Origin of the sequence: Jiella avicenniae, from assembly GCF_021390325.1 — a bacterium.
GTDB lineage: Bacteria > Pseudomonadota > Alphaproteobacteria > Rhizobiales > Rhizobiaceae > Jiella > Jiella avicenniae.
Genome location: NZ_JAJUWU010000005.1, coordinates 73,834 through 98,838 on the forward strand (window position 1 = coordinate 73,834; position 25,005 = coordinate 98,838).

At 66.7% G+C, this 25,005-nt stretch carries 22 protein-coding genes, 1 pseudogene and 1 riboswitch; of the genes and pseudogenes, 8 read left to right on the forward strand and 15 right to left on the reverse strand.

Annotated features, from left to right (window positions below; translation table 11 throughout):
* The first annotated feature begins 371 nt into the window (after positions 1-371).
* Together LZD57_RS06730 and LZD57_RS06735 are read left to right on the forward strand one after the other, a co-directional pair.
* Entirely contained in the window at positions 372-977 is a 606-nt protein-coding gene (locus tag LZD57_RS06730; RefSeq protein WP_233718746.1) for a CarD family transcriptional regulator, read from the forward strand.
* Positions 978-1,289: 312 nt separating this feature from the next.
* Positions 1,290-2,156, forward strand: a complete 867-nt coding sequence (locus tag LZD57_RS06735; protein ID WP_233718748.1) for an RNA polymerase factor sigma-32 — start codon at positions 1,290-1,292, stop codon at positions 2,154-2,156.
* 232 nt (positions 2,157-2,388) lie between these two features.
* On the opposite strand, the gene LZD57_RS06740 is transcribed toward LZD57_RS06735, so the two are convergent.
* The gene (locus tag LZD57_RS06740) at positions 2,389-2,757 is read right to left on the reverse strand and encodes a helix-turn-helix domain-containing protein (RefSeq protein WP_233718749.1); all 369 of its coding nucleotides are present in this window, start codon (positions 2,755-2,757) and stop codon (positions 2,389-2,391) included.
* A 209-nt stretch (positions 2,758-2,966) separates the two neighbouring features.
* The gene (locus LZD57_RS06745; protein WP_233718750.1) at positions 2,967-3,986 is read right to left on the reverse strand and encodes a LysR family transcriptional regulator; all 1,020 of its coding nucleotides are present in this window, start codon (positions 3,984-3,986) and stop codon (positions 2,967-2,969) included.
* A gap of 203 nt (positions 3,987-4,189) precedes the next feature.
* On the opposite strand from LZD57_RS06745, the gene LZD57_RS06750 reads away from it, so the two are divergent.
* Entirely contained in the window at positions 4,190-5,224 is a 1,035-nt protein-coding gene (locus tag LZD57_RS06750) for a GNAT family N-acetyltransferase (RefSeq protein WP_233718752.1), read from the forward strand.
* Positions 5,225-5,250: 26 nt separating this feature from the next.
* Positions 5,251-5,520 (forward strand): hypothetical protein, encoded by a 270-nt coding sequence (locus tag LZD57_RS06755; RefSeq protein ID WP_233718754.1) that lies wholly within the window; start codon positions 5,251-5,253, stop codon positions 5,518-5,520.
* 73 nt (positions 5,521-5,593) lie between these two features.
* On the opposite strand, the gene LZD57_RS06760 is transcribed toward LZD57_RS06755, so the two are convergent.
* From LZD57_RS06760 to LZD57_RS06790, 7 genes and pseudogenes are all read right to left on the reverse strand, one after another.
* Positions 5,594-7,132 (reverse strand): M48 family metalloprotease, encoded by a 1,539-nt coding sequence (locus tag LZD57_RS06760; RefSeq protein WP_233718755.1) that lies wholly within the window; start codon positions 7,130-7,132, stop codon positions 5,594-5,596.
* 183 nt (positions 7,133-7,315) lie between these two features.
* Positions 7,316-8,086, reverse strand: coding sequence for a thiamine ABC transporter ATP-binding protein (locus tag LZD57_RS06765; protein WP_233718757.1), 771 nt, complete (start codon positions 8,084-8,086; stop codon positions 7,316-7,318).
* Between the two features lie 14 nt (positions 8,087-8,100).
* Complete coding sequence (locus LZD57_RS06770) at positions 8,101-9,726, reverse strand: thiamine/thiamine pyrophosphate ABC transporter permease ThiP (protein ID WP_233718759.1); 1,626 nt, start codon at positions 9,724-9,726, stop codon at positions 8,101-8,103.
* Between the two features lie 262 nt (positions 9,727-9,988).
* Positions 9,989-11,029 (reverse strand): thiamine ABC transporter substrate binding subunit, encoded by a 1,041-nt coding sequence (gene thiB, locus LZD57_RS06775; RefSeq protein ID WP_233718761.1) that lies wholly within the window; start codon positions 11,027-11,029, stop codon positions 9,989-9,991.
* Between the two features lie 56 nt (positions 11,030-11,085).
* A riboswitch (TPP riboswitch) is annotated at positions 11,086-11,185 on the reverse strand.
* Positions 11,186-11,584: 399 nt separating this feature from the next.
* Positions 11,585-12,844: pseudogene (locus LZD57_RS06780) on the reverse strand (HlyC/CorC family transporter); the annotation flags it as partial.
* Positions 12,841-13,947: a 3-dehydroquinate synthase gene (gene aroB, locus LZD57_RS06785; protein WP_233718802.1), complete on the reverse strand. Its 1,107-nt coding sequence runs from the start codon at positions 13,945-13,947 to the stop codon at positions 12,841-12,843. The pseudogene LZD57_RS06780 and the gene aroB, both read right to left, overlap by 4 nt.
* A 68-nt stretch (positions 13,948-14,015) precedes the next feature.
* A complete protein-coding gene (locus tag LZD57_RS06790) occupies positions 14,016-14,597 on the reverse strand; it encodes a shikimate kinase (protein WP_233718764.1) in 582 nt (193 codons plus the stop codon).
* A gap of 165 nt (positions 14,598-14,762) precedes the next feature.
* On the opposite strand from LZD57_RS06790, the gene LZD57_RS06795 reads away from it, so the two are divergent.
* The 4 genes from LZD57_RS06795 (at position 14,763) to LZD57_RS06810 (ending at position 18,392) form a co-directional block, all read left to right on the forward strand.
* Positions 14,763-14,951: a hypothetical protein gene (locus LZD57_RS06795; protein ID WP_233718766.1), complete on the forward strand. Its 189-nt coding sequence runs from the start codon at positions 14,763-14,765 to the stop codon at positions 14,949-14,951.
* On the forward strand, positions 14,948-15,913 hold the full coding sequence (locus LZD57_RS06800) for a site-specific tyrosine recombinase XerD (protein ID WP_338034685.1): 966 nt from the start codon (positions 14,948-14,950) through the stop codon (positions 15,911-15,913). The genes LZD57_RS06795 and LZD57_RS06800 overlap by 4 nt, the downstream gene beginning before the upstream one ends.
* Before the next feature lie 232 nt (positions 15,914-16,145).
* The gene (locus LZD57_RS06805; protein ID WP_233718767.1) at positions 16,146-17,099 is read left to right on the forward strand and encodes an acetyl-CoA carboxylase carboxyltransferase subunit alpha; all 954 of its coding nucleotides are present in this window, start codon (positions 16,146-16,148) and stop codon (positions 17,097-17,099) included.
* Between the two features lie 303 nt (positions 17,100-17,402).
* On the forward strand, positions 17,403-18,392 hold the full coding sequence (locus LZD57_RS06810) for a L,D-transpeptidase family protein (RefSeq protein ID WP_233718769.1): 990 nt from the start codon (positions 17,403-17,405) through the stop codon (positions 18,390-18,392).
* A 378-nt stretch (positions 18,393-18,770) separates the two neighbouring features.
* Here the strand turns inward: LZD57_RS06810 and LZD57_RS06815 are convergent, their stop codons facing one another.
* Genes LZD57_RS06815 through LZD57_RS06840 form a run of 6 tightly spaced genes read right to left on the reverse strand, consistent with a single transcriptional unit; the run spans position 18,771 to position 24,946 of the window.
* Positions 18,771-19,772, reverse strand: a complete 1,002-nt coding sequence (locus LZD57_RS06815; protein ID WP_233718770.1) for an SIS domain-containing protein — start codon at positions 19,770-19,772, stop codon at positions 18,771-18,773.
* A complete protein-coding gene (locus tag LZD57_RS06820) occupies positions 19,769-20,716 on the reverse strand; it encodes an N-acetylglucosamine kinase (RefSeq protein WP_233718772.1) in 948 nt (315 codons plus the stop codon). The genes LZD57_RS06815 and LZD57_RS06820 overlap by 4 nt, the downstream gene beginning before the upstream one ends.
* Before the next feature lie 32 nt (positions 20,717-20,748).
* Positions 20,749-21,855 carry an ABC transporter ATP-binding protein gene (locus LZD57_RS06825; protein WP_233718773.1) on the reverse strand — a complete coding sequence of 369 codons (1,107 nt, stop codon included), beginning with the start codon at positions 21,853-21,855 and terminating at the stop codon, positions 20,749-20,751.
* Positions 21,856-21,873: 18 nt separating this feature from the next.
* On the reverse strand, positions 21,874-22,749 hold the full coding sequence (locus LZD57_RS06830) for a carbohydrate ABC transporter permease (RefSeq protein WP_233718775.1): 876 nt from the start codon (positions 22,747-22,749) through the stop codon (positions 21,874-21,876).
* On the reverse strand, positions 22,746-23,630 hold the full coding sequence (locus LZD57_RS06835; RefSeq protein ID WP_233718776.1) for a carbohydrate ABC transporter permease: 885 nt from the start codon (positions 23,628-23,630) through the stop codon (positions 22,746-22,748). Before LZD57_RS06835 ends, LZD57_RS06830 begins: the two co-directional genes overlap by 4 nt.
* Positions 23,631-23,683: 53 nt before the next feature.
* Positions 23,684-24,946, reverse strand: coding sequence for an ABC transporter substrate-binding protein (locus LZD57_RS06840; protein ID WP_233718778.1), 1,263 nt, complete (start codon positions 24,944-24,946; stop codon positions 23,684-23,686).
* Between the last annotated feature and the right edge of the window lie 59 nt (positions 24,947-25,005).

Below are 25,005 nucleotides of genomic sequence, written 5' to 3' on the forward strand. Positions count from 1 at the left end.
CCGGCGACGTGGCGGATTCCGCCGCTGCGTTGCACAATCGCGGCATCCCCCCGAATTCCTTGAATTTTCCGGCAGGATATTGTAAGCTGCCATACACAGTCGGGTGCAAAGGCACTTGAGCATCCAGTCCCGAGGTTCGGGACGAGATGGTTTTCCGAAAGGATGTTTCCCCCAGCGCGGCCAAGTCGACGGTTCTGCCGAAGAACCGGTGTCGAACATGTGGCTCGCGCCTCGGTCGGCGACATTCTGCCTGGCGCGGCTGCGATCTGTCGATCCTTCCGGAGGGATCGTCGCCAACCGGTGGCTCTCAAGCTGCCGCCCGTGTCTAGCGGCTGTTTCGGCCCGGCACAATAGGGAGTTAGAAAAAGCGTATGAGCAGTCAGAAGAAGGCAACGGCAAGCCAGGGTTTCAAGACCGGTGAGAGCATCGTCTACCCTGCGCACGGTGTCGGTCAGATCGTCGCGATCGAGGAACAGGTGGTCGCGGGCATGACGCTCGAGCTGTTCGTCATCGACTTCGAGAAGGACAAGATGCGGCTCAAGGTGCCGGTTGCCAAGGCCAAATCCGTCGGCATGCGCAAGCTGTCGGAAACCGATTTCGTCGAGCGCGCGCTGAAGGTGGTCCAGGGCCGGGCGCGCGTGAAGAAGACGATGTGGAGCCGACGGGCGCAGGAATACGACGCCAAGATCAATTCGGGCGATCTCATCCAGATCGCCGAGGTCGTGCGCGATCTCTACCGCGCCGAGAGCCAGCCCGAGCAGTCCTATTCCGAGCGCCAGCTCTACGAGGCGGCCCTCGGCCGCATGGCGCGCGAGCTCGCAGCCGTCAACGAGGTTTCCGAGACCGAGGCGGTGCAGCTGATCGAACTCAACCTCAACAAGGGGCCGAAGCGCGGGCCGAAGGGCGCCGCCGAAGCCGAGGGCGAAGGCGAGGCCGACGCGGACGACGCGACCGAGGAGCAGGAAGAAGCGGCCTGAGCCGGTCCTGGCGGCCGACTGCCGCCGTCTCTTTCCTCCGCGGGACACGCGATCGGAAAGTGCGAAAAATCGGACCGGCCGTCCTGGAAAGGGCGGCCGGTCCTTTTTTTTGTCGGCCAGTGGTGTTACAAAATCAGAAGAAAGCGTTACCGCCATGAAACGCTTGTCTTTTTCCTCTCTCTTTCTATTTCGCGCCAAAAAGTTTGCCGTTTTGGGAACGTTTGGAACGTTCGCGCATTTCCTCAGGACCCGGAGCGTGTGTCCCCCACACGCCAGAGCTATCAAAAGCCGTCTGACCGACCGGAGGGTCCCATGAAGTCACAGTCCGCTCGCCGCACCATGATCCGCGCCGCCATGGCCGCGCCCTACCTCCAGCGGGAGGAGGAATACGATCTGGCCGTCCGCTGGAAGGAGCAGGGCGATCAGGAGGCCCTCCACAAGATCACCTCCGCGCACATGCGTCTGGTCATCTCCATGGCATCGAAGTTCCGGCATTTCGGTCTGGCGATGAGCGATCTGATCCAGGAGGGGCACGTCGGTCTCCTCGAAGCTGCGGCCCGTTTCGAGCCGGAGCGCGAGGTGCGCTTTTCGACCTACGCCACCTGGTGGATCCGCGCCTCCATCCAGGACTACATCCTGCGCAACTGGTCGATCGTCCGCGGCGGCACGTCGTCGGCCCAGAAGGCTCTCTTCTTCAATCTCCGGCGCCTGCGAGCCCGGCTCAGCCAAGGCTCGGAGAGCCTCTCCGGCACGGCGATGTATCGTGAGATCGCCACCGCCCTGAAGGTTTCGGAGGGCGACGTGGCGTTGATGGATTCGCGGCTCTCGGGCCCCGACTCCTCGCTCAATGCGCCCTTGATCGAGGACGAGTCCGGTTCGGCGGATCGGCAGGACTTTCTCGTTTCCGACGCGCCGCTGCCCGACGAAATGGTCTCGACCTCGATCGATGACGAGCGCCGGGTGACCTGGCTGAACAGCGCGCTCAACGTCCTGTCCGAGCGCGAGTTGAAGATCATCCGGGAGCGCCGGCTTCAGGACGACGGCGCGACGCTGGAGGCGCTCGGCACGAAGCTCGGCATCTCCAAGGAGCGCGTCCGTCAGATCGAGACCCGGGCGCTCGAAAAGCTGCGGACCGCGCTGCTCGAGACCAACGGCGACCGCGCGGCTTACGTGAGCTGACGCGGGTCGAAGCGATGCCGTGAGGACGGAACGGGGAAGCGCCATGCTTTCCCGTTTTCATATGGTGGTTCCGCCTGGCGGCGATCGCTCGGTCGCAAGGTGAAGGCGCCGCAACTCGGCGCCGAATACGGCTTCCCGCCGCATCTTCCCGCGTGCTCCCGTAGAGCCCCGATGGCGCACAGGCATACGGAGGATCTGTGAGGCGGCGTCCGCACGGCGGAGCGAGCCGAGGTCAGGTTCCGGAACGCTCGCTCCTGATCCGCTGCATGATCTGATCGATCAGCCGGTCCACGGCGAGCCGGCTGGCGCGCTCCTCCGTCTCCGGCGCGGGGGTGTCGCCCTCGTGGGAAGGATCTTCACCGGCAGCCGAGCCGGCGGCCGGGCCCTCGTAGCCCTCGAAAAAATACGTCGGAGAAACGTTGAGGCGCCTGCAGGCGAGGTAGAGGCGCCCCGCACCGACCCGCTCGGCGCCGCATTCATATTGATGGACCCGCTCGGCACTGACGCCGAGTGCAAGCGCCAGTTCCTCCTGGCTCAGCTGGGCCGTGAGCCTCGCGTGACGCAGCCGTGCTCCGACATGGGCATCAACGGGGTCATTCACGCTCGAAGCACTCCCAATCAAAACCGACTCCAGCGGTGAAGTCTTGGTGGCGGATTCCGGCGCCGTGTGGGCGGGCCGGCCAACCGAGTTCGAAATTGACCGGACGCTCGTCGAAAAGCTGGTGAGGTGAGGTTTTCACGATTCGCGATCCGGCCTGGGGTCCCGCTCCAGGACACGATCCGCGCCCCAACTCCACTGCGATCCATATATCATATTTCGGTTGGGCTAACGTAGTGCGGTGTGAGCCCTTGAAAATACGTCGCGAGATCTTTCTGCGAAAACCGCTCGGCAATTTCCTCGGGCCGCATGAATGCCTCGCCGAACCAGGGGAACTGCCGTTCGGAGAAGGAGTCGACCAGCCAATCGATGAAGGCCCGGTGGCGAACGGTGTTTCTCACCTCGGGATGCAACGCCATCCAGATGTCCAGCGAGAAGACCAGATTGATATCCACCGGCACGACGTCGGCGCCGATGGCGATGGCATAGTTCGGCAACAGCCCGATCCCCGCGCCCTTGGCGATCGCCCAATAGTGGGCGCTGGCGAAATTGGTGTTGAGCTTGACGATCCGCTCGCCGAGATCGATGCCGAAGATCGCCGCGAAGTCGATGTGCTGAAGCTGTTCGGTCTGCTGCACGACGACGCGATGGCGCGCGAGATCGGCGATGTTGCGGGGCGTTCCGTAGCGTTCGAGATAGGAGCGGCTGGCAAACGGCATCGTGTGGAGGCGGCCGAGCCGCCGCTTGACCAGTTCGGGGGCGGTGGGTTCGGTCAGCTGGATCGAGACGTCGGCCTCGAGCCGCAAGACGTCGACCGAGCGCATGGCACATTGCAGGTTGATCTGGATGTCGCGCCCTTCCTCCGTCTCCATGAATTCGGCGAGGCGCGGGGTCAGCCAGAAACTGCCGAGGCCCTCGGTGATGGCGAGGTAGACCGGCCCGCCGCGGGTCGAGGCCGATGTCTGCGCCACCCGCCACATGTCGGACATCGACTGCTCGACCTCCCGGGCCGAGGTGATGACCCGTCGACCCTCGGGCGTCAGCGTCACGCCGCCGACCTCGCGGTAGAACAGCTTGTATCCGAGCTGGTCTTCGAGCCGGCTGACGGCGTTGCGCACCGTGTTCACGCCGACGCCGAGCTCCTCGGCGGCGCCGCGAAAGCTGCGCTGGCGATCGACCATGATGAAGATGCGGACGGTATCCCAGTCGACCCCGCGCCACGAGTGTTCCATCAGCGGAACGCCCCCCTTTCAATTCGGTAAAACCTAGGCGCGAGGATGTCGCGTAGATTGACCCCACGGCAAGCTATTTCATGGGGAAGAAAATGGGAAATCAGGCAGAGACTGGCGCTGCACGCGCCGCCCGTCTGATCGAAGTACGAAACACGGTCACCGCCGAAGCGATCGAATCTCTCCTTCCGAAGGCCGAAAGGGCCATGGGGCCTTTGGCCAAAGCCGCGACGATCGAGCGGCTGACGAAGACCAATCCCGACACGATCTGGCTCGTGGCGCGGCGCGGCGCTGCGCGGCCTGAAGGCTTCGTCACCGTCCTGCTTCTCAACGAGGAAGGGTACGAAGCGCTCTTGAACGACCGAATGGATCTCGCCGATCCGGACGATCGCTATCTCGTCCGGCAGTCGGAGACGCCGGCGGCCGTCTATAGTTGGGCCTCCTATACGCCGGGGATCCTGGCGAACGCCATACCGCTCGTCGTCGATCACTTCTCTTCGCCCCGCTATGCCAGCGCCGACATGATCGCCAACGTCACCACCGAGCGCGGGCGCCGGGCGATGCTGCGGCTCGGCTTCGACGAAGGGCTCGAATGGCGCGGAACATTCAAGCCCAACCTCTTCATCAAGCACCGCGCACCTAATTCCCGGCTCTTCCCGCGCCGGCGCTACGACCAGACGGTCGATTCGACCCCCGGCACGGGCATCACCGTGGTCCACGGCATCGACGAGCTGTTCCGTGTCGCCGCGGTGCGGAGCGCCGTCTATATCGGCGAGCAATCCTGTCCCTACGACGAGGAATTCGACGGCAACGACTTCGCGGCGACCCATCTGCTCTATTCGGTGAAGGGCGAGCCGGCCGGCTGCATGCGCATCCGCTTCTTCGGCGACTTCGCCAAGATGGAGCGGCTTGCCGTCCGCAAGGAGTTCCGCCGCTCGACCATCGCCTTCGAACTGGTGCGGGCGAGCGTCGACCTCTGCCGCGACAAGGGGTTCCGCAAGATCTACGGCCACGCGCGGGAGGACTATCTGCCATTCTGGCAGCGCTTCGGTTTCAAGCTGAAACACAACGGCGCGCCCTTCGGCTTTTCGGGCCACACCTTCGTGGAGATGGTCGACGACGTCGAGCCGTCGGACGACGCGATCTCGATCGACGACGGCCCCTACAAGCTCATCCGTCCCGAGGGGCAATGGAACTATCCCGGTGTCCTCGATCGATCCGGACGCAGTCCATGGCTCTAGCGGCAAGGGGGGACCTGGACCTACAGATGGCAAACCTCATACACGAGATCGCCCATTGCAAGGAACTGGCGGAAAAGGCGGATCTGCGGTTCGCGTCGCGGCTTCTCGACATGTGCCTGCTCGAGGTCGCGATGGAGTGGGAAGGGCGTGGACGCCTCGAGCCGCTGGGCGACGAGGAACTCCTGATCGTGCTCCTGCGCTCCAAGCTCAAGATCGCCGTGAGTGGTGCAGGGCGTTCGATCACTGTCGGCTCGCCCCCTCCACGGGGATCAGTGCCCGATCCGGACCAGGCGTGATCGCAGGACGCGTTCAGAAAGCCGCTCCGCATGAGATCGGGCGGCCGTGCGAAAAGCCGCACGGCCGCCCGATCTATTCCGCGACGATCTTGTATCGCTGGTCGCTTTTCACCGCATCGTCCGGTCCGAGCTCGTTGAGCAGCCGGAAAAGCCGCTCCCGGCCGTCGACGCCGACCATCCGGTTCGACAGCGTCTCGGCCGTATCGCCCGACTTGGCGGTGACGACGCGGATGCGCAGGGGCTTGAGCGCCGCCTGCTCCTGCGGCGTCAGCTGGTGGAACGAATCGGCCGTCTCGACCGCGATCGTCTCGGCATTGACGTTCGCCTTGGAAGGCACCGCCGTGAGGAAGCGGTAGACCTGCCCGCCGAGGCGCACCACCGTGACGTCGAAATCGTATTCGCCGCCGCGCGCCTTGGCCGAGACCGCTTCGAGCCCGTGGATCCGGCGCTGGCGCACGCTGCCGGGTTCCAGTCCGCCGATCCAGCCGGAATTGACGTAGTCGACGAGACTGCGATTGGGCGGCAGCGCCACGCCGTCGAAGCGGATCGCCGTGTCGTCCGGGCCGGTCGCCATCACCGCCTCGGCGGTGTTGTCGAGGACGAAGCCCTTCGGCACGGTGAAGCTGATGCCGAGGCCGGGATGCAGGAAGGTGCGCTCGCGAACGTAGCCTTCCGCCGCCGAGTCGCCGAACAGCATGCCGTCGACGCCGTCGAGATAGCGGTCGCGATCCCGCTTGGCGGCGTTGGCCGCCGGGTTGACCTCGCCGGCCAGCCTCTCGGCCAGCTGGATGCGCTGGGGTGCCGAGGGATGGGAGGCCAGGAAGTCCAGATTCGGGTCCTTCGCCTGGAAGGCGTTGCGCATGTTGGCGTAGGCGTCCATCGCCCTCAGGAAGCGCGCCGCCGCGAAGGGATCGTAGCCGGCGCGGGCGACGTGGCGGATGCCGAGGTCGTCGGCCTGAAGTTCCTGTTGGCGGGAGAACTGGGCGAGCGAGAGCTTGCCCTTGGCGAGCGCGATCTGCCCGGCCGATTCGTTTTCCAAAACCTCGGAGACGACGCGGCTGGCGAGTTCCGCCGCCTGTTCGCGCTGCTGGCGCTGGATGCCGTGATTGGCCGTGATGTGGCCCATCTCGTGGCCGATCACCGCCGCGACCTCGGAGGAATCGTTGGCGAGCGCCAGGAGGCCGCGGGTGATGTAGACGTAGCCGCCGGGCAGCGCGAAGGCGTTGATGTTGGGCGAATTGAGGATGGTGATCCGATAGGCCCGGCTGGGATCGTCGCTCGCCGCCGCCAGCTTGCCGACGATGCCGGCGAGCGCCTGCTCGAGCTTGGGATCGGAGTAGGCGCCGCCATAGGCGGCGAGGATCTTCGGATGCTGGCTGCGGCCGATGACCGACTGGGGATCGCCCTGCTGCGCGGTTTCGAAGGTGATCGGCTGCCGGGTCGAGGTGTAGCCCGCCTGCAGGCTGTCGGAACCCGGCGTCGCGGCGAGACCGTCGAGGCCCGCCTCGATGGTCGTGCAGCCTGCGGCGATGGCGAGCGCACCGATGGCGGCAGCGCTCAGGAGCGCCCGCATTCTCGGCCCGATCTTCAGTTCATGCCATGGTGCTGTCATTGACGCGAATGACGCCTCGTCCATCCCGACCGCGATTCTGCTTCCGCCGCCTCGAAGATCGCAATTAATCGAATCGGCCGCCTGCCCGAAAGCGTGGAAAGGCAACATTGCCGATCAATTCACGGAAAGGAATCCCCCGATCCCCCTCCTTATGACTTATGTAGGAATTCCGCCGGAAATGCGTCAGGCCTTTCGGCTTCGAAGCCCGAGATAATCCGAAACGCGCGGATCGGTCCTTCCGGAGAGCATAGCCGCCGCCGGGCCGATCGCGGCGATCTCGCCGGCCTGGAGGTAGGCGACGCGATCGGCATGGGAGGCGGCGTCCTCCGGATGATGGGTCACCATGACGATTGCTGCGGGCGGCGCTCCATCGCGCCGCCGAAGCGCGTCGAGAAGCCCCAGCATGTCGCGCCTCAGGGCCGGTCCGAGTGCGGCGAAGGGCTCGTCGAGAAGGATCAGCGGGCGCCTGCGCAGGAAGGCCCGCGCGAGCGCCACCCGCTGGCGCTCGCCGCCGGACATTTCGGCGGGCCGCCGCCGGCCGTAGCCTTCGAGGCCGACCGCCGAGAGGGCCGCCTCGATCTGTCGCCGCTCGTCCTTCGAGACCCGGAGACGCGGCGCGATGCCGAGCGCGACGTTGCGGAAGGCGTCGAGTTGGGGAAACAGGTTGTTTTCCTGGAACAGCATGGAAAGCGGGCGTTCGGCCGGGGCGAGCCGGGTGACGTTCGCGCCGGCCATCAGGATCTGCCCGGCGCTCGGCGTCAGGAAGCCGGCGGCAAGGTCGAGCAGCGTCGACTTGCCCGCCCCGCTCGGCCCGATCAGCGCCAGCCACTCGCCGGAGCGAACCGTCAGGTCGAAGCGGAACGCCGCTCCGCCATGGGCGAAGCGGACGTCGTCGAGGCGAAGCGCGGCCCGTGCGTCGCTGGCGACGTCGCCTCGATCGGACGGGCTCCTCACGTCTCTTTCCGCCGTCAAAGGTCCGGCTCCTCTTTTCCGGCGAAACCACGCTCGACCAGCCCCATCAGCATCACCGTGACGAGGCCGAGGATCAGCGCGAGACCCGCCGCGTCGGCGGTGCGGTAGCTCCCCATGCGCTGGAGGAGCAGATAGGGCAGGGTGACGAAATCGCTCGATCCGAACAGGGCGATGGCGCCGAGATCGCCGAAAGAGAGCGCCAGGGAAAAGGCGAAGGCGAGGGCCAGCGGCCGGCGCATCGCCGGCCAGTCGACGAAGGCGAAGCGGGCCGCCCCGGTGAGTCCGAGGCCTTCGGCGAGCTTGCCGGTCTCGCCGTTGGCCTGCCTGAGCGCCGGTCCGACGATCCGCACGATGAAGGGCATCGCCATCACGGCATTGGTCGCGACGACGACGTAGGGCGCAGCGGCAAGGACCTCCGTCACCTGGCGCAGCGCCAGGAACCAGCCGGCGCCGACGATCACCGGCGACACGACGAGGACGAGGCTCGTCGCGGTTTCGAGGCCGATCCGGACGCCGTCGCGCGCGTTCCCGGGCCGCGGGCCGAAGCGCAGCGCCTCGATCGCCATCAGGACGAGGGTGGAGACGAGGAGCGAGAGCGAGGCGGCCGCGGCGGCGACGAGAAGGCTCGTCGCCGCCGCCTCCTGGACGGCCGCTTCCGAGACGAGGCGCCAAAGATCGGCGGCAAGGCCGGAGACGAGGATCGCGGCGAAGGGGCTGACGACGAAGAGCGTGCCGAGTATCACGACGAGGCCGTCGCCAGCGTCTCTCAGGCGATTCGGAGCATCGAACCGTCGGGCCTTGCCGCCGGCGCCGAAGCCGCCGGCCGGATCGCGCCCGAGGAGCAGCGTCGCGACGAGGACGAGGGCCGTCAGGACGATCTGGACGATCGACAGGCCGATCGCCCGGCCGGGATCGAAATCGTAGCGCAGGGCCTGATAGACGGCGACTTCGAGGGTCGTCGCCGCCGGCCCGCCGCCGAGCACGAGGACGATGGTGAAGCTCGTCACGCAGAGCATGAAGATCAGCGCCGCAGCGCCGGGAAGGGCGCCGCGCAGCGCCGGCCATTCGACGGTGCGAAAGACCGTGAAAGGCGGCAGGGCGAGCTGGCCGGCGAGCTTCCAGCCTTCCGCCGGGACCCGGTCGAGCGCGGCGACGAACAGCCTCGCCGCGAGCGGCATGTTGAAGAAGACGTGGGCGACGAGGATTCCGGAAAGGCCGTAGACGTCGAGCCGCGGCAGGCCGATCGCGGCAAGCCCCTCCGAAACGACGCCGTTGCGGCCCCAGACGGTGATGACCGCCAGCGCTCCGACGAGCACCGGCAGCGCCTGTGGCAGAAGGAACAGCCGAAGGATCGGCCGCTTGCCCGGAAAGCGAGCCCGATGGAGGGCGAGGGCGAGGGGGATCGCCAGGATGACCGAGAAGAGGGTGGAAAGCCCGGCCTGCGTGAGGGTGAAACCGAGGATCGACCGGACGTAAGGATCGCCGAGAAGCGCCACGACGTCCGGCGCCTTGTCGGTGGCGACGACGAGAACGAGGATGCCGCCGAGCAGAAAGCCGAGGGCGAGGAGTGCGGCGGTGATCCCGGCGCCGATGCGGATGCGGCGGTCGGTGCGGGTGTTCATGGGTGGTGGTGGTTCGTAGGGCAGGTTGGCTCTCTACGGCATACCCCCCTCTGCCTGCCGGCATCTCCCCCACAAGGGGGGAGATCGAAACGGCAGCGGCCGCGTCTCCTCGGCAGCGTTTCTGCCGCCGCAACCGTTGACGGGTTGGAGCTGCGCCCGACGTTGCCTGATCTCCCCCCTGGTGGGGGAGATGCCGGCAGGCAGAGGGGGGCGCCCAGCAGCACCGGCACAGGCATCGCTCCGACCACGCGCGCGACAGAAATCATCGCGCTCCGACCGCTTGCAGCCACTCGTCGGTCCAGGCCCTGCGGTTCTTCGCCACCGTCTCCGGATCGATCAGCAGCGGCCTGTCGACGCTCACGAGGTCCGAAAACGCTTCCGGCAGATCGATGTCGTCGCGAACCGGCAGCGTCCAGTTGGTGGTCGGCAGGATCGCCTGGGCTTCCTTGCCGACGAGGAACGACAGGAACGTCCGGGCGAGTTCGGCGTGCGGCGTTTCCTTCAGGACGCCGGCGACCTCGATCTGCAGGTACTGGCCTTCCGCAAAGCCGGCCGCCTTGTAGCGATCCGTCCCCTCCTCGATGGCGTGATAGGCCGGCGAGGTGGTGTAGGACAGGACGATCGGCACCTCGCCCTTGGTGAACAGGCCATAGGCCTCGCTCCAGCCGGGGGTGACGGTGAGGATGCGCGGGCGAAGCTCTTCCCACCTGGCCGCCGCCTCGTCGCCGTAGACCGCCTTCATCCACAACAGGAAACCGAGGCCCGGCGTCGAGGTGCGCGGATCCTCGATGGCGATCTTCTGGTCGGGATCGCCCGAGACGAGATCGGCGAGGCTCTTCGGCGGGTTCTCGACGCTTTCGGAATCGTAGACGAAGGCGAGATAGGAATAGTCGTAGGGCACGAAGACCGGGTCGGAAAAGCCGGTCGGGACCTCGAGTTCCGATAGGTCGACCCGACTGTCCGTGAACATGCCGGTGGCCTTGGCCTCGGGGATGAGGTCGGAGGTGAGACCGAGGGCGACGTCGGCCTTGGTCGAGGGGCCTTCCAGCTTCAGCCGGTTGAGGATGGCGACGCCGTCCTCGAGGCCGACGAAATCGAGGGTGCAATCGCAGTTCGCCTCGAAGGCCTGCTTCAGCTTCGGCCCCGGGCCCCACTCGGCCGAGAAGCTGTCATAGGTGTAGACCGTCAGCGTCGGCCGGTCGCCGGCCTGGGCGGCGGCCCCGCCGGTCAGGGCCGCGACGGCGGCGAGCGCGGTCGCGATGAGGGGCGAAAACCGGAGGAAGGGTCTGAGAAGCTGGGGCATTTTCGGCGCTTTCCTCTTGCCGGAAGGGAAAGGCTTGCGCCGCGTGTCGGAAAGCCACCGCCTGGCGCCCGCAATCCCTCCGCCGGCATGATCCGGATCAGGTTCGACGGGTTGGCTTCTCGCCTCTCAGCCTGCTTGGCACCCCGTGTGAGCTTTTCGGTTACGTAACCGTTTCGGCGGCCGAAGCAAGGGGGAAGCAAGGCCGAGGGAAGAGGGAAGGACGCTCTACCGCAACTCGTCGTCGCCGTTCCGACCGCCGCCGTGCTTGTCGTCGCCGTCGAACCTCGGCTCGTCGTCTTCGGGGCGATGGGGCCAGGTGGGCGGACGATTGCGTTCGGTATCGCCGCCCTCGGCGTCGAGCCAGCCTTCGTCGTTCACACCATCGTCGTGCCAGCCGTCGCGCTCGCCCCGTGACGGCGGCGCCGCTGCCTCGACCTCCTCCATCTCCTCCATTGCCGCGTCGAGCACCTCGGGATCGGTCTCCTGCACGTCGGCGACCGGCTCCGCGAGCCCGCCGGCGTGGAAGGCCGACTTCTTCGGCGGAACGAGAACCGTCGCCGGACGGATCCGGAGCTTCGAGATACGGTTCTTCTCGCGCTTCAGGACGGTGAAGCGCTTGTTGAAGAAGGTGAAAGCCTGGCGTTCCTCGGGGATCGTCTGGGTCTCGTGGATGACGAGGCCGGCGATGGTCACCGCCTCCTCGTCCGGCAGGTTCCAGTCGAGCGCCCGGTTGAGGTCGCGGATCGGCACCTGGCCGTCGACCACCACCGAGCCGTCGGCCTCCAGCTTGACGCCCTGCATGTCGACGTCGTGCTCGTCTGCGATGTTGCCGACGATCTCCTCGAGGATATCCTCGAGGGTGATCATCCCTTCGACCTCGCCATATTCGTCGACGACGATGGCGAAATGCGCCTTCCGGCGCAGGAAGGCGTTGAGCTGGTCCTGCAGGGTGGTCGTCTCCGGCACGAACCACGGCCTGGTGCAGATCTTCTGGACGTTGATCTTCGCCGGGTCGTTGTCGACCTCGTGCAGAGCCCGCAACACGTCCTTGGCGTGGATGACGCCGATGATGTTGTCGAAATGGCCGCGCCAGACCGGCATGCGGGTGTAGGGGCTTTCGAGCACCTGCCGGACGATGTCCGCCGGCGCATCCTCGGCGTTGATCTGCCGCATCGAGGTGCGGTGGACCATGACGTCGGAAACTTCGAGTTCGTGCAGGTCGAGAAGGCCGCCGAGCCGGTTGCGGTCGGCATTGACCAGCGAGCCCTCGCGATGCAGCACCTCGACGGCGCCGCGCAGTTCCTCGTGGGCCGTGAGCAGCGAGGCCCCCGATTCGAGCCCCACTCCGAACAGGGAGAGAATGCGGCGGACGACGAAGTTGACCGTCGCCGTCACGGGTCCGAAGGCGGCCACCACGAAGGCGACCGGCCGCGCGACGTGGAGCGCGAAACCGTCCGGTCGTGCGATTGCGGCGGACTTCGGCAGCACCTCGGCGAAGATGACGACGATGATGGTCATCGCGATCGTCGCGTAGACGACACCCGTTTCGCCGAACAGGCCGAGAAAGGCACTGGTGGCGAGCGAAGAGGCGAGGATGTTGACGAGATTGTTGCCGATCAGGAGCGCGCCGATCAGCCGGTCCTTCTTCTCGATCAGCCGCTGGACGATCCCCGCCCGCACGTCGCCGTTCTTCTCGTGGCTCATCATCCGGGCGCGGGAAACCGCGGTCAGTGCCGTTTCCGACCCCGAGAAGAAGGCCGAGACGCAGATGAGGCAGATGACGATGCCGAGATAGACCCAGAGCGCTGTGGTCATTTGGCGAGCTCTTCGTCGAGGAACCGCTCGACATCGGCACGGTCGACGTCCCTGGCGACGAAGGCCCGGCCGATGCCATGGGTGAGGATGAAGGTGAGGCGACCGCGCGAGACCTTCTTGTCCTGGGCGATCGCTTCCATCAGGGTCGGCCGGTCGAGAGCCGGGCCGGGAATCGCCGCGATTTCGGTCGGCAGCCCCGCAGCCTGGAGATGCGCCGCGACGCGGCCGGCGTCTTGCCCCGTCGCAAGGCCCATCCTCACCGAAAAGCGGTGCGCCAGCGCCATGCCGATCGCAACGCCTTCGCCGTGGACGAGGCGGGCGGGATCGTAGCCCACTGCGCGCTCCAGCGCATGGCCGAAGGTATGGCCGAGATTGAGCAGCGCCCTGTCGCCGTGTTCCGCCTCGTCGGCGGCGACCACCGCGGCCTTCGCCTGGCAGGAGATCGCGATCGCTTCGGCACGCTCGGGCCCGCCGGCGAAGATGGCCTCCCGCCGTCGTTCGAGAAAGTCGAAGAAGTCCGGCCGGTCGATCAGCCCGTATTTGACCACCTCGGCATAGCCCGCGGCGAATTCGCGCGGGCTGAGCGTGTCGAGGAGGGCGATGTCGGACAGGACCAGAGACGGCTGGTGGAAGGCGCCGACGAGGTTCTTGCCGCGGGGGGTGTTGATCCCGGTCTTGCCGCCGACGGAGGAGTCCACCTGGGCGAGCAGCGTCGTCGGAATCTGGACGAAATTGGTACCGCGCTTGACGATCGCGCTGGCAAAGCCGGCGAGATCGCCGATGACGCCGCCGCCGAGTGCGATGACGGCGTCGCCACGCTCCAGCCGCGCTTCGAGAATCGCGTCCACCGCCCGTTCGAGCTGGGCGAAGGACTTGGTGGTCTCGCCGGCCGGCAGCGTCACGCTCGTCGATCCGATGCCGGCACTTTGGAGGGCGATCTCGAGCCGCGTCAGATGGAGCCTCGCCACGGTCTCGTCGGTGAGGACGACGGCGCGGATGCCGGGCAGGACGGCGGCGATCTCCGCGCCGGCCCGGTCGATCAGCCCTTCGCCGATGACGATGTCGTAGGAGCGGCTGCCGAGCGAAACCTCGACACGGCGCATGTCGGCGACGCGGGCCGGCGCATGGGGGACCGAACGGGGCGGGGCGAGGGGCGCTTCGCCGGAGGGGGTCAACGGCTCGTCCCTCCATGCAAATGGTTGCCGAGTGCCGCGACGAGTTCGTCTGCGATCACCTCCCGTTTGACCGGCCGCGACATCACCGTGAGATCGGCTCCGGCATAGACGGGATAACGCATGTCCATGAGTTCCTGCATCACCTTTCGCGGGTTCGACGCCTTCAGGAGCGGCCGGTCCGCCCGACGGGCGACCCGCTCCATCAGCGTGTCGAGATCGGCCTTCAGCCAGACGGTCACCGCCTTGTCGCCGAGAAGCGCCCGCGTCTCGCCATTCATATAGGCGCCGCCGCCGGTGGCGATCACCCGCCGCCCATCCTGCACCAGCCGGGCGATGACCCGCGCCTCCAGCGCCCGGAACTCCGGTTCGCCGTAGGCTTCGAACAACTCGGGAACGGTCATCGTCGAGACCGCCTCGATCTCGGCATCGCTGTCGACGAAGGGCAGCGACAGCAGCGATGCGACGCGGCGTCCGACCGTGGTCTTGCCGGCCCCCATCAGCCCGACGAGGACAATCGGCCGTCCGCCGAGCCGTTCCCGGATCGTCGATCCCCTGTCCTCAACACTCTCGCCATCCATCGGCTCGACCGTCCCTCCGCTCGGCGCATATCGTTCCGCGGACGACGCCGGGGACGTCCGCATCGGGCGTCGGCACCCTTATCGTCTTGCGTCTCGCCATATTCCCACTAGAAGCGGGTCACAGGGACGCGAGCCGTGGCTCGAAATTGAGTTCGCCAGACGCCGATGCCGACACTCGTACGCCTCTTGACGATCCTTGCCCTCGTTTGCGGCACCATCTACGGCATCATGGCCGCTCTCGTCTACTTCGTCGAACCGACGCGGACGGAGGTGACGGTCCCCGTGACGCTGCCGGAGGTGGGCGAGGAAGCCGAACCGGCGGCGACCGACGGCCTCTCGGAGCTGCGGCCGTGACGGCTCCGGCGGCGGCGCGCGGCGCCGGCTTCGAAGCCGAAGCCTTTCTGGAGATGATGGCCGTCGAGCGCGGCGCGGCGCAGAACACGCTCGACGCCTACCGGCGAGACCTCGAGGATGCGGCCGGCCATTTTTCCGGCCGCGGCCTGTCGCTGAAGAGCGCCGATACGCAGGCCGTCCGCGGCTACGTCGCGGCGCTCGCCGCCGAGGGCCTCGCCGACTCGAGCCGGGCCCGCCGGCTTTCGGCACTGCGCCAGTTCTACCGGTTTCTCTATGTCGAAGGGCACCGGGCCGACGACCCGATGGGACCGATCGCGGGGGCGAAGAAGAAGCGGCCGCTGCCCAAGGTGATGGGCGAGGATGAGGTCGACCGGCTCCTCGATCTTGCCGCGGCAGAGGCCGGCAATCCGGCATTGTCGCCATCGGCGAGGCTGCGGGCGGCGCGGCTCTGTGCCCTGGTCGAGCTTCTCTATGCGACGGGGCTGCGCGTCTCGGAACTCGTCGCCCTGCCGCGCGCGGTGCTGCGGGCGACGGGTCAGGCGATCGTCGTCAGGGGCAAGGGCGGCAAGGAGCGCATGGTGCCGATCGGCGAGGCTGCGGGTGACGCCATGCGCCGTTACGTCGAGGTGGCGAGGGCGCCGGGGCGAAAGCCGGAGGGCGACGAGCGCTTTCTGTTTCCCGCCGCCTCCGAGACCGGCCATCTCACCCGCCAGGCCTTCGCCCGCGACCTGAAGTCGCTCGCCGCCCGCGCCGGCATTCCCGCCGCGAAGATCTCGCCGCACGTCCTGCGCCACGCCTTCGCCAGCCATCTCCTGAAGCACGGGGCGGACCTGCGCGCCGTGCAGGAACTTCTCGGCCACAGCGACATCTCGACGACGCAGATCTACACCCACATCCTGGAAGAACGGCTGATTCGGCTCGTCACCGATCATCACCCGTTGTCACCGGCGAGCCGGGATTGATGCCGTCGGCGTACAGGTCGACAATGCGGAAACGCTACCGGGTCGGCTTCGGCGACGGAGCGTCGAAACGCGCTTCCTTGACATTCCAGCGCCCCGTCGCCAGTTTCCGCCGCGATGAATTCCCCGCCGCAGGCGGGGCGACGCGCCGGAATCGCCGCAGCCGCCCCGCGGTCGCCCAGCCGCCCGGCGCTCTTTTGCTTATCCGCTCAGGACGGCCGCAGCCGCAGGATGCATGCACAACTATCTGGATTTCGAAAAACCGGTCGCCGATCTGGAAGGCCAGATCATCGAGCTGAGGAAGATCGAGACGGGCGAGGACGCGGTCAAGGTGACCGACGAGATCGACCGGCTGGAAAAGCGGTCGAAAGAGGCGCTCGAGGACCTCTACAAGAAGCTCACGCCCTGGCAGAAGACCCAGGTCGCCCGCCATCCGGACCGGCCGCATTGCGTCGACTACATCGGCCGGCTGATCACCGACTTCGTGCCGCTCGCCGGTGACCGCTACTACGCCGAGGACTACGCGGTCATCGCCGGCTTCGGCCGCTTCGACGGCGCCTCGGTCGCGGTGATCGGCCAGGAAAAGGGCGCCGATACGCAGACGCGGCTGAAGCACAATTTCGGCATGGCGCGGCCGGAGGGCTACCGCAAGGCGGTGCGGATCATGGATCTCGCCGAGCGTTTCGGCATTCCCGTCCTGACGCTGGTCGACACCGCCGGCGCCTATCCCGGCATCGGCGCCGAGGAGCGTGGCCAGGCCGAGGCGATCGCAAGGTCCATCGAGGCCTGCCTCAATCTGAAGGTGCCGCTGGTCTCGCTGGTCATCGGCGAGGGCGGCTCGGGCGGGGCGATGGCGATCGCCGCGGCCAACCGCGTCCTGATGATGGAACACGCAATCTACAACGTCATCGCGCCCGAGGCGGGCGCGTCGATTCTCTACCGGGACGCGGCGCGGGCGCGCGACGTCGCCCAGGCGATGAAGATGACGGCGCAGGATCTCATGGGATTCGGCATCATCGACGCCATCGTCGAGGAGCCGCTCGGCGGCGCCCACCGGGCTCCGGAAACGGCGGTCGATGCCGCCGCAGAGCAGATTCGCCGGGCGTTCGGCGCGCTCGCTCCCCTCTCGGGGGAGGAGTTGAAGCGCCAGCGGCGGGAAAAGTTCCTGGCCATCGGTCGCAATCTCTGACGACAGTTGCAGCCCGGCCACAGGGCGCAACTTCCATTCCCTATCGTCATTTGCCAGAATGTCGCCATCGTCGCAGGTCAGACTGCAGCGATGGGGTGCGAAAAAGGGGTCGCGCCCCGGCGTCGGGATGGCACGGTTTACGTCCGCTTAAGACAATCGTGAAAGACTGCCGCCAACCATGCGTCGCGATGGGCTCTTCGAGGGGTGTCCAGGGCGTGATGAGGGGCCGTCGATCGCGGCGGTCGTTCGAGAGGGGCGGTGGGCGATGACGCGCTCGCCGCAGGCGATTGGGGACTTGAGGGGATGTTCGTCCGACGTATCCTGACGGCCGCGGCCATGGCCGCGCTGATGGCCGTTTCCGCCTGCAATTACGAGGATCTGGCGCCGGAAAAGGCGCCGTTGCCGCCGGATCTGGCGCGGGCCATCCAGGCCAACAACATGGGGGTCAACTCGCCGATCCTCGTCCGCCTCTTCAAGGAGGAGTCGGACCTGGAGGTCTGGAAGCAGAAGACCGACGGCACTTACGCGCTGCTCAAGACCTACGAGATCTGCGCCTGGTCCGGAAAGCTCGGGCCGAAGCAGAGGGAGGGCGACCGCCAGGCACCCGAGGGCTTCTACACGGTGACGCCGGCGCAGCTCAATCCGAAGTCGAACTACCACCTCGCCATCAACATGGGCTACCCCAACGCCTATGACCGGGCCAACGGCCGGACCGGCACCCATCTGATGATCCACGGCTCCTGCAACTCGTCGGGCTGCTATGCGATGGACGACGAGCAGGTGCAGGAGATCTACACCCTCGCCCGCTATTCCTTCGACGGCGGCCAGCGCGCCTTCCAGATCCAGGCCTATCCCTTCCGGATGACGCCGAAGAACATGGCGCGGCACAAGAATTCCGAGCACTACGGCTTTTGGCAGATGCTGAAGAAGGGCTCGGATTATTTCGAGACGACGCATCTGCCGCCGAATGTCGGCGTCTGCGAGCGTCAGTACATCTTCGACCAGACGGCCCAGACGGTTGCCGGTCTGTCGCCGGCGGGTCCGTGCCCCGAAGTGGCGGTGCCGCAGGTCGTCGCGGCGAAATATCAGTCGGACGAAGCCCAGGCGCAGGAAATTGCCGCCCGCATGGCCCCGAGCGAGTTCGCCACCTCGACGACCTTCTCCTACCGCACCGGCCAGCCGATCACCGCGGAAGCCTACGCCCAGGAGCAGCATCGCCGCGAAGGCTACGACCGGAACGGCAAGCGTGTCGGCGGCGCCGGAGGCGGTTCGATCTTCAGCCTCTTCGAATAACGTCCGTCGACGGGCGGCGGGCCGCGCCAAACCGGCGATGGACGCCAAACGTGGCCGGGAGGGAAAGTCGCCCGCCGAAAGCGGACAAATGAAAAAGGCCGGTCCTTGCACCGGCCTTTTCGCTGTTTCGAAGCCTCTTCGGCATGATGCCGAGGCCATTGCCTGCACGCTGCATCTTTGCCGCCATTCGGCAGATCGACCGTCGGTTGCCGTTCGCAGCCCTCATGTCCGCTCGTCGACGGTGGGGCTACCCCGGCCGTCCGATGGAAAACGCCCGACCGGCTCTCGCTTTTTGAGGACGATGCCAGGGTCGATTGGCAGGGATCGGTTCGCGTGTCGGAACTGGAGTCCGGTCGGCGTCTTCCGGGTTCTGGCGGATCAGTCCGCGGGATCGAGGATCTTCGTGTCGCTCTGCTTGTAGCGGAACTTGGTGTCGGTCAGTCCGGCGGCATCGGAGAGGGTGGCGGCGAGAAGCTGCGGCGCGAAGATGTCGTAGATCGCCTGCAGCACACGATCCTGCGATTTCGGCACGTCGATCACCGTCAGGGTCTTGCCGTCGGCAATTCCGGTCTCGCCGGTGATCAGCAGCGCCGGGCAGCCGATCTCGTCGAGTTGGCGGGCAAGTTCCAGTTCCCGGCCGTTGCCGAAGATCACGACGCCGGTCGTCTCGTCCATCGATTCCATCGGGCCGTGCAGATAATGGCGGGTGTCGTAGGCGGCGGCCGGGATGCGCGAGGCCTCGCGGATGAGCAGCGAGGCTTCGTCCGCCGTCCCGAGCGCCGCGCCCGCGCCGACGCAGTCGATGGCGCGACGATTGGCGAAGAGGCGGCCGAGCCGGTCCATCTTGGCATTCGCCGTCTCGAAGATCGCCGTGGCCTGTTCGGGGAGCGAGTCCCAGTCGGCGCCGCGCGCGCCGGTGATCGCGTCGAGGACGAGGCCGGCGACGAGAAGCGTCGCGGTGTAGCCGGTGCTCGACGGCGTCGCGTCGGCGCCGTTCGCCTGCGTCACGTGATGGTCGGCGGCTTCGGCCAGCGGGCTTTCGGCACTGTTGGTGATCGCCAGGCTCTCGGCGTTCGGCAGCTTGCGCAGGGCGTCGACCGTTTCGACGCTGCGGCCGCGATGCGACAGGGCGATGATCGAATCGGCGAGATCGCGGCCTTCGGCCATGTCGACCGCGCGGATCGGCACGGCACGCTTGCCCCGCCGCTGCATCTCGCTCGCCACGATCACCGCGGCGGCGAAGCTCGCACCGATGCCGGTCACGGCCGTCAGCCCTTTGCCGAAGCCGGACAGGTCCATGCCTGCGAGTTCGCTTCGCGCCGCCGCGAGGCTGTCGGCAAGCGATTGCGTCTGCCGGGCGACTGTCGATCGATAGCTCATGAAGATGCCTTTGCTGTCATGTTGGCTGTGCGGGGTCGCACGAAGAGCGCGTCCGGTTCGCTGCGGGCGAGGTGCTCGGCGAGGCGGCAGGCGCCTTCGACGGGCGCGCCGGTGAAGAGAAGTGGCTCGATCCGGCCCTCGCAGCTCTGCTCGAGGCCGTCGCGGAAGGCACGCCAGAGGCTCGGCTGCGAGGAGATCACGCTGCCGCCGGCAACGACCCTCGAAGCACCGGCGCCGCGGCGATCGAGCCGGGCGACGAGTTCGGCGAGCGAACCTCCACCTTCGCGGATCACCCGCGCGGCGAGTTCCGATCCCGCCGCTTCGGCGGCAAAGACCACGGGCGCGAAGGATCCGGCGACGGCCGCCCCGCCGATCTGGCCGAGGCGGCTGCCGATCCGCGCCGGCGAGGGGATGTCGAGGGCTTCGAAAAGCGCCGCCGCCAGCGGCTCGTCCCGCGCGCCGCCTTCGTCGAGATGGCGTGCCACCGCCTTCGCCGCCTCGCGGACGAGGCTGGCGGCGCTGCCCTCGTCGCCGATGATCCAGCCCCATCCGCCGGCGACCAGCATCTCGCCGGACGGCGTGCGGCAGACCGCGATCGATCCCGTCCCGGCGACGAGGCCGATCTCGCCCGGATGGCCGAGGGCCGCCGGCATCAGCTCGGCGTCGTTGACGACGCGGACGGGAAACGGGCTGATGGGGGCGAAGGCCGCCTCGAAGGCTTCGCATTCCGCCGCGTCGTCGCAGCCATGCGCGCCGACGGCCATGGCCGTGATGGGAGTGCCTTCGCAAAGCTCGCGGACCAGCCGGAGCAGTGCGGTGGCATCCGCGTGCCATTCGCGCGACCGCCAGCGGGCGGTGGGGACGATCTCGTCCCTCGCAAGGTCCGGTCCAAGCAGCCGCAGATGCGTCTTCGTCCCGCCGATGTCGATTCCGACCACCGCCATCGGGCCTGAGGCTTCGTCGCCCTTTCCGACGGTCATGCGGCACCGGACTGACGGATGCGCCGGCCGGCGGCATCGAACAGAAGGAAGCGCGACGGATCGAGCCGGATCCGGCTCGGCGTCTCGGCGCGATGGCGGGCATCGTCGCTGCGCGCGATGACCCGCTCGCCCGTGGGCATCGACGCATGGACGTAAGTCACGTCGCCGAGCTCTTCGACCAGCGTCACCTCGACCTCGACGTCGCCGTCGAGCCGTTCGTTCGAAGGGGCGAGCCGCACGTGTTCGGGCCTTATCCCGATCTCGACGGTCCGCCCGGACGGGTCGAAGCCGCGAAACGGCACGACGAGGGAGGCCGAGGAACCGCCGATGTCGTCGAGGACGATCGCGTCGGGGCGCACCTCTCTCACCGTCGCCGACAGGAAGTTCATCTTCGGCGAGCCGATGAAGCCGGCGACGAAGCGGTTGTCGGGATCGTCGTAGAGATCGAGCGGGCGTCCGCACTGCTGGATGACGCCGCCATTGAGAACGACCATCCGGTCGGCGAGCGTCATCGCCTCGACCTGATCGTGGGTGACGTAGATCATCGTCGTCTTCAGCCGGCGATGCAGATCGATCAGCTCGGCCCGCATCTGCACCCTGAGCTCGGCGTCGAGGTTCGACAGGGGTTCGTCGAAGAGGAAGACCTTCGGCTCCCGCACGATCGCCCGGCCGATGGCGACGCGCTGCTTCTGGCCGCCGGAGAGCTGGCCCGGTCGCCGGTCCATGTGCCGTTCGAGCTGCAGGATCGCCGCGGCCTTGCCCACCTTCTCGCGGATTTCCGACTTCCTGGCGCCGGCCATCTTCAGGCTGAAGCCCATGTTCTCGGCGGCCGTCATGTGCGGATAGAGGGCGTAGGACTGGAACACCATCGCCGTGCCCCGGCGGGCCGGATCGACGTCGTTGAGACGCTCGCCGTCGAGGCGAAGCTCGCCGGCGGTGACCTCTTCGAGACCGGAGATGATGCGCAGCAGGGTCGACTTGCCGCAACCGGACGGGCCGACGAAGACGACGAACTCGCCCGACCGGATGTTGAGATTGATGTCGCGCAGGACGTCGACGGCGCCGAACGTCTTGGCGACGCCTGTGATATCGAGTTGTGCCATCTGTGCCTCGGTGAAGCCTCAGCCTTTCGATCCGGACATCGCGATGCCCTCGACGATCTTGCGCTGGAATATGAGGAAGAAGAGGAGCGGCGGGATGGCCGCGAGGAGATTGGCGGTCATCACCACGTCCACCGTCTGGTGGGAGAAAGGCGCGTTGAAGAGCCCGACGACCTGGCTGACCGTGTATTTCTCGGCGTTCGACAGAACGATGAGCGGCCAGATGAAATTGCCCCAGGTCTTCATGAAGGTGAGGATCGCCAGCGTCACCATGGCGTTGCGCGTCAGCGGAAGGACGACGTGCCAGTAGATCTGAAAATGCCGCGCCCCGTCGAGCCGCGCCGCCTCGATCATCTCCTTCGGCAGGCCCTTCATGAACTCGACCAGGAGGAACAGGCCGAAGGCCGAGGCGAGGCCGGGCGCGACGAGGCCCTGCATCGTGTTGATCCAGCCGAGATCGGCGGTGAGGAGATAGGTCGGAATGATGGTGACGGCGGTCGGCACCATCAGGGACAGCATGATCAGGCCGAAGAGCGGACGCTTGCCGGGAAACTCGAACAGCGCGAATTCGAAGGCCGCCATCGAGCCGAGAAGGAGCACGCCGGCGATGGTCAGGAGCGCATAGGCCATCGACATGTAGTAGGCGTGGAGATAGCCGGTCTCCCGCAGGATCATCGCGACCTTGTCCCAGCCGGCCGCAAACGAGGTCGGATAGAGCCGCGGATTGATCGAGACGGGCGTGCCGGGCTCGGTGAAGACGACGTTGATCATCCACCAGATCGGGAAGACCACGACGATCGTCACCGAGATCGCCAGGGCCCAGCGGCACAGGTCCCAGGCCGTGATCGTGGGCCAGCGCCTGCGGCGGCTCTCGGTCGCTTCGAGCGCGATCGTCATGCCTTTCTCCTCATGGCTCTGAGGCCGAACATCCCGGCCGTGACGACGATGATCAGCGCGGTGAGAATGAAGCCGTAGGCAGAGGCCTGGCCGAAGCGGACCGACCCGAAGGCGCGCCCCATCATGTCCATCACCGGAAACAGCAGCGCGTTCTGCCGGCCGCCGTAGTTGGTGAAGGACGAACCGGTGAGGAGCCAGGGGACGTCGAAGACCTGGAGGGCCGAGATCAGGCCGTAGGTCATCACGAAGAAGAGGACCGGCGCCAGCATCGGGATGGTCACGTGGCGCACCTGCTGCAGCCGGCTCGCGCCGTCGAGACGCGCCGCCTCGTAGAGGTCGACGGGAATGTTCTTCAGGCCGGCGAGCAGGATGACCATGTTGAAGCCGGCCGACACCCAGATGTCGACCGCGATCAGCGAGTAGAGCATCGTGTCGGTGTCGTTGAGGAAGTTGACCGACGGATAGCCGAACCAGCCCAGCACCATGTTCACCAGGCCGAAGTTCGGCGCATACATCCACCGCCAGATCGTCGCCGCGAGAAAGGCGGGAAGGACGACGGGCAGGAAGAAGACGCTGCGGAAGAGGTTCGACCAGAAGCCGCTGAAGCTGTCGACGAGAAGCGCCAGGCCGAAGGCCACCGCGATCCCGAGCGGTACGGTGATGACGACGTAGGTGACGAGGTTCCACATGGCGCGGGAGAAATCCCGCGAACCGACGATCCGCTCGTAATTCGCGAGCCCGACGAAGTGCGGCTCGGTCACGGCGTTCCAGTCGTGGAAGCTGTAGTAGAAGCCGCTGACGATCGGATAGAGGAAGAAGGCCGCGAACAGCGCCACGAAGGGCAGAACCATCAGGTAGTGCGGCAGATGTCTGGAGTTCATGGCACGCTTTCCGGGCAGGCGTCCGGCGGCAGGGCCGGACGCGCTTTCTTCGCTCAGTTCGCCAGGCAGTCGTTGAGTTCCTCGACCAGTTCCTGCGCTCCCTCTTCAGGGGTGGCATCGCCGTCGGCGACCATCGCGGCATTGTCGGTGACGATCGAGCGGTAGCAGTTCGGATAGGCGCCGGCGAAATAGGGAGGCATGACGTCGACGGCATATTTCACCGCCTGAACCGACTTCTCGATCAGCGGCAGTTCGGCGACGTCCGGCTCCGCCATGGCTTCGGCATTGGCGTTGTAGCGCGACAGCAGCTTCGCCCAGCGGGCCATCTGGTTCTTCTCGGTGATGTAGGCGGCGAACTCGAAGGCGATCTTCTGGTGCTCGCCCGGCGCCACGCCGACGATCTCGTAGCTCTTGATGCCGCCGTGCTGGTCTTCCTTCATCCCTGGCACCAGTACGAAGTCGTATTTCAGGCCGGACTCCTTCGCCGCCTGCTCGTAAGTCGGATTGACCCACGGACCGACGACGTGGAACGCCAGCTGGTTGGTGATGAAGAGGTCCTTGGTCGACTGGTCGTTGCGGCTGGTGCCGCTGTTGAGCGGCGCCATGTCGACGAAGAGCTGCAGGACCTTCTGATAGGTCGCCGGATCGATCTTGGTCTTCATCGCGTCGAAATCGATGCCCCAGCCGTCGATGCCGCCGACGATCGCATAGGTGCTGGCGACCGAGTTGAAGACCTGGGTCTGGTCGGGAACGGCGTATTTGCCGGCCTCGTGCACGGCCTGCATCTGCGCGTACCACTCGTTCCAGTCCTTGGGCGGCTTCGCGGTGTCGATGCCGGCTTCCTTCAGGACGGTCAGGTTGCGGAACATGATCTCGCCGAAGCCGGTATAGGGCAGGCAGTAGAGTTCCTCCGGCTTCGGCATGCAGCTCTTCAGCGCGTCCTCGTCGAACTGGTCGCGGTAGGACTGGGGCATCTCCATCCACAGCGGGTAGAGATTGGAGAGCGCCCCGACCTCGACGAGCTGTGCGCCAACCGACAGGCCGTTCATGAAGACGTCGGGCAGGGTGCCGCTCGCCGCGCCGGCGATCTGGCCGGCCGTCAGGTCGTCGTCGCCCCGCCCGGAGATGTTGATGGTGACGTTCGGGTGCTTTTCCTTGAACTCGGAAATGAAGGTCTGCTGCAGCGCCAGCGCATCGCCCTGGGCGAAGTCGGAATAGACCCAGTATTCGAGCGTCACCGGCTCGTCGGCGAAGGCGGGGCTGGCCGCGATGGCCAAAAGGACGGATGCTGACTTCACAACGGCGGAACTGCGCATGAGGCTCTCCATTTGCTCGACGGGCATCAAACTCTCAGCCGCTCGACCGGGCGCGACTT

Excerpts from the sequence above, each read along its gene's own strand:
- LZD57_RS06835 (WP_233718776.1), bottom strand. The coding sequence starts at position 23,630 with ATGAACTCCAGACATCTGCCGCACTACCTGATGGTTCTGCCCTTCGTG.
- thiB (WP_233718761.1), bottom strand. The coding sequence starts at position 11,029 with ATGCCCCAGCTTCTCAGACCCTTCCTCCGGTTTTCGCCCCTCATCGCG.
- LZD57_RS06795 (WP_233718766.1), top strand. The coding sequence starts at position 14,763 with ATGCCGACACTCGTACGCCTCTTGACGATCCTTGCCCTCGTTTGCGGC.
- aroB (WP_233718802.1), bottom strand. The coding sequence starts at position 13,947 with ATGCGCCGTGTCGAGGTTTCGCTCGGCAGCCGCTCCTACGACATCGTC.
- LZD57_RS06830 (WP_233718775.1), bottom strand. The coding sequence starts at position 22,749 with ATGACGATCGCGCTCGAAGCGACCGAGAGCCGCCGCAGGCGCTGGCCC.
- LZD57_RS06815 (WP_233718770.1), bottom strand. The coding sequence starts at position 19,772 with ATGAGCTATCGATCGACAGTCGCCCGGCAGACGCAATCGCTTGCCGAC.
- LZD57_RS06790 (WP_233718764.1), bottom strand. The coding sequence starts at position 14,597 with ATGGATGGCGAGAGTGTTGAGGACAGGGGATCGACGATCCGGGAACGG.
- LZD57_RS06840 (WP_233718778.1), bottom strand. The coding sequence starts at position 24,946 with ATGCGCAGTTCCGCCGTTGTGAAGTCAGCATCCGTCCTTTTGGCCATC.
- LZD57_RS06730 (WP_233718746.1), top strand. The coding sequence starts at position 372 with ATGAGCAGTCAGAAGAAGGCAACGGCAAGCCAGGGTTTCAAGACCGGT.
- LZD57_RS06735 (WP_233718748.1), top strand. The coding sequence starts at position 1,290 with ATGAAGTCACAGTCCGCTCGCCGCACCATGATCCGCGCCGCCATGGCC.
- LZD57_RS06805 (WP_233718767.1), top strand. The coding sequence starts at position 16,146 with ATGCACAACTATCTGGATTTCGAAAAACCGGTCGCCGATCTGGAAGGC.
- LZD57_RS06745 (WP_233718750.1), bottom strand. The coding sequence starts at position 3,986 with ATGGAACACTCGTGGCGCGGGGTCGACTGGGATACCGTCCGCATCTTC.
- LZD57_RS06770 (WP_233718759.1), bottom strand. The coding sequence starts at position 9,726 with ATGAACACCCGCACCGACCGCCGCATCCGCATCGGCGCCGGGATCACC.
- LZD57_RS06750 (WP_233718752.1), top strand. The coding sequence starts at position 4,190 with ATGGGGCCTTTGGCCAAAGCCGCGACGATCGAGCGGCTGACGAAGACC.
- LZD57_RS06820 (WP_233718772.1), bottom strand. The coding sequence starts at position 20,716 with ATGGCGGTGGTCGGAATCGACATCGGCGGGACGAAGACGCATCTGCGG.
- LZD57_RS06760 (WP_233718755.1), bottom strand. The coding sequence starts at position 7,132 with ATGACAGCACCATGGCATGAACTGAAGATCGGGCCGAGAATGCGGGCG.
- LZD57_RS06755 (WP_233718754.1), top strand. The coding sequence starts at position 5,251 with ATGGCAAACCTCATACACGAGATCGCCCATTGCAAGGAACTGGCGGAA.
- LZD57_RS06825 (WP_233718773.1), bottom strand. The coding sequence starts at position 21,855 with ATGGCACAACTCGATATCACAGGCGTCGCCAAGACGTTCGGCGCCGTC.
- LZD57_RS06810 (WP_233718769.1), top strand. The coding sequence starts at position 17,403 with ATGTTCGTCCGACGTATCCTGACGGCCGCGGCCATGGCCGCGCTGATG.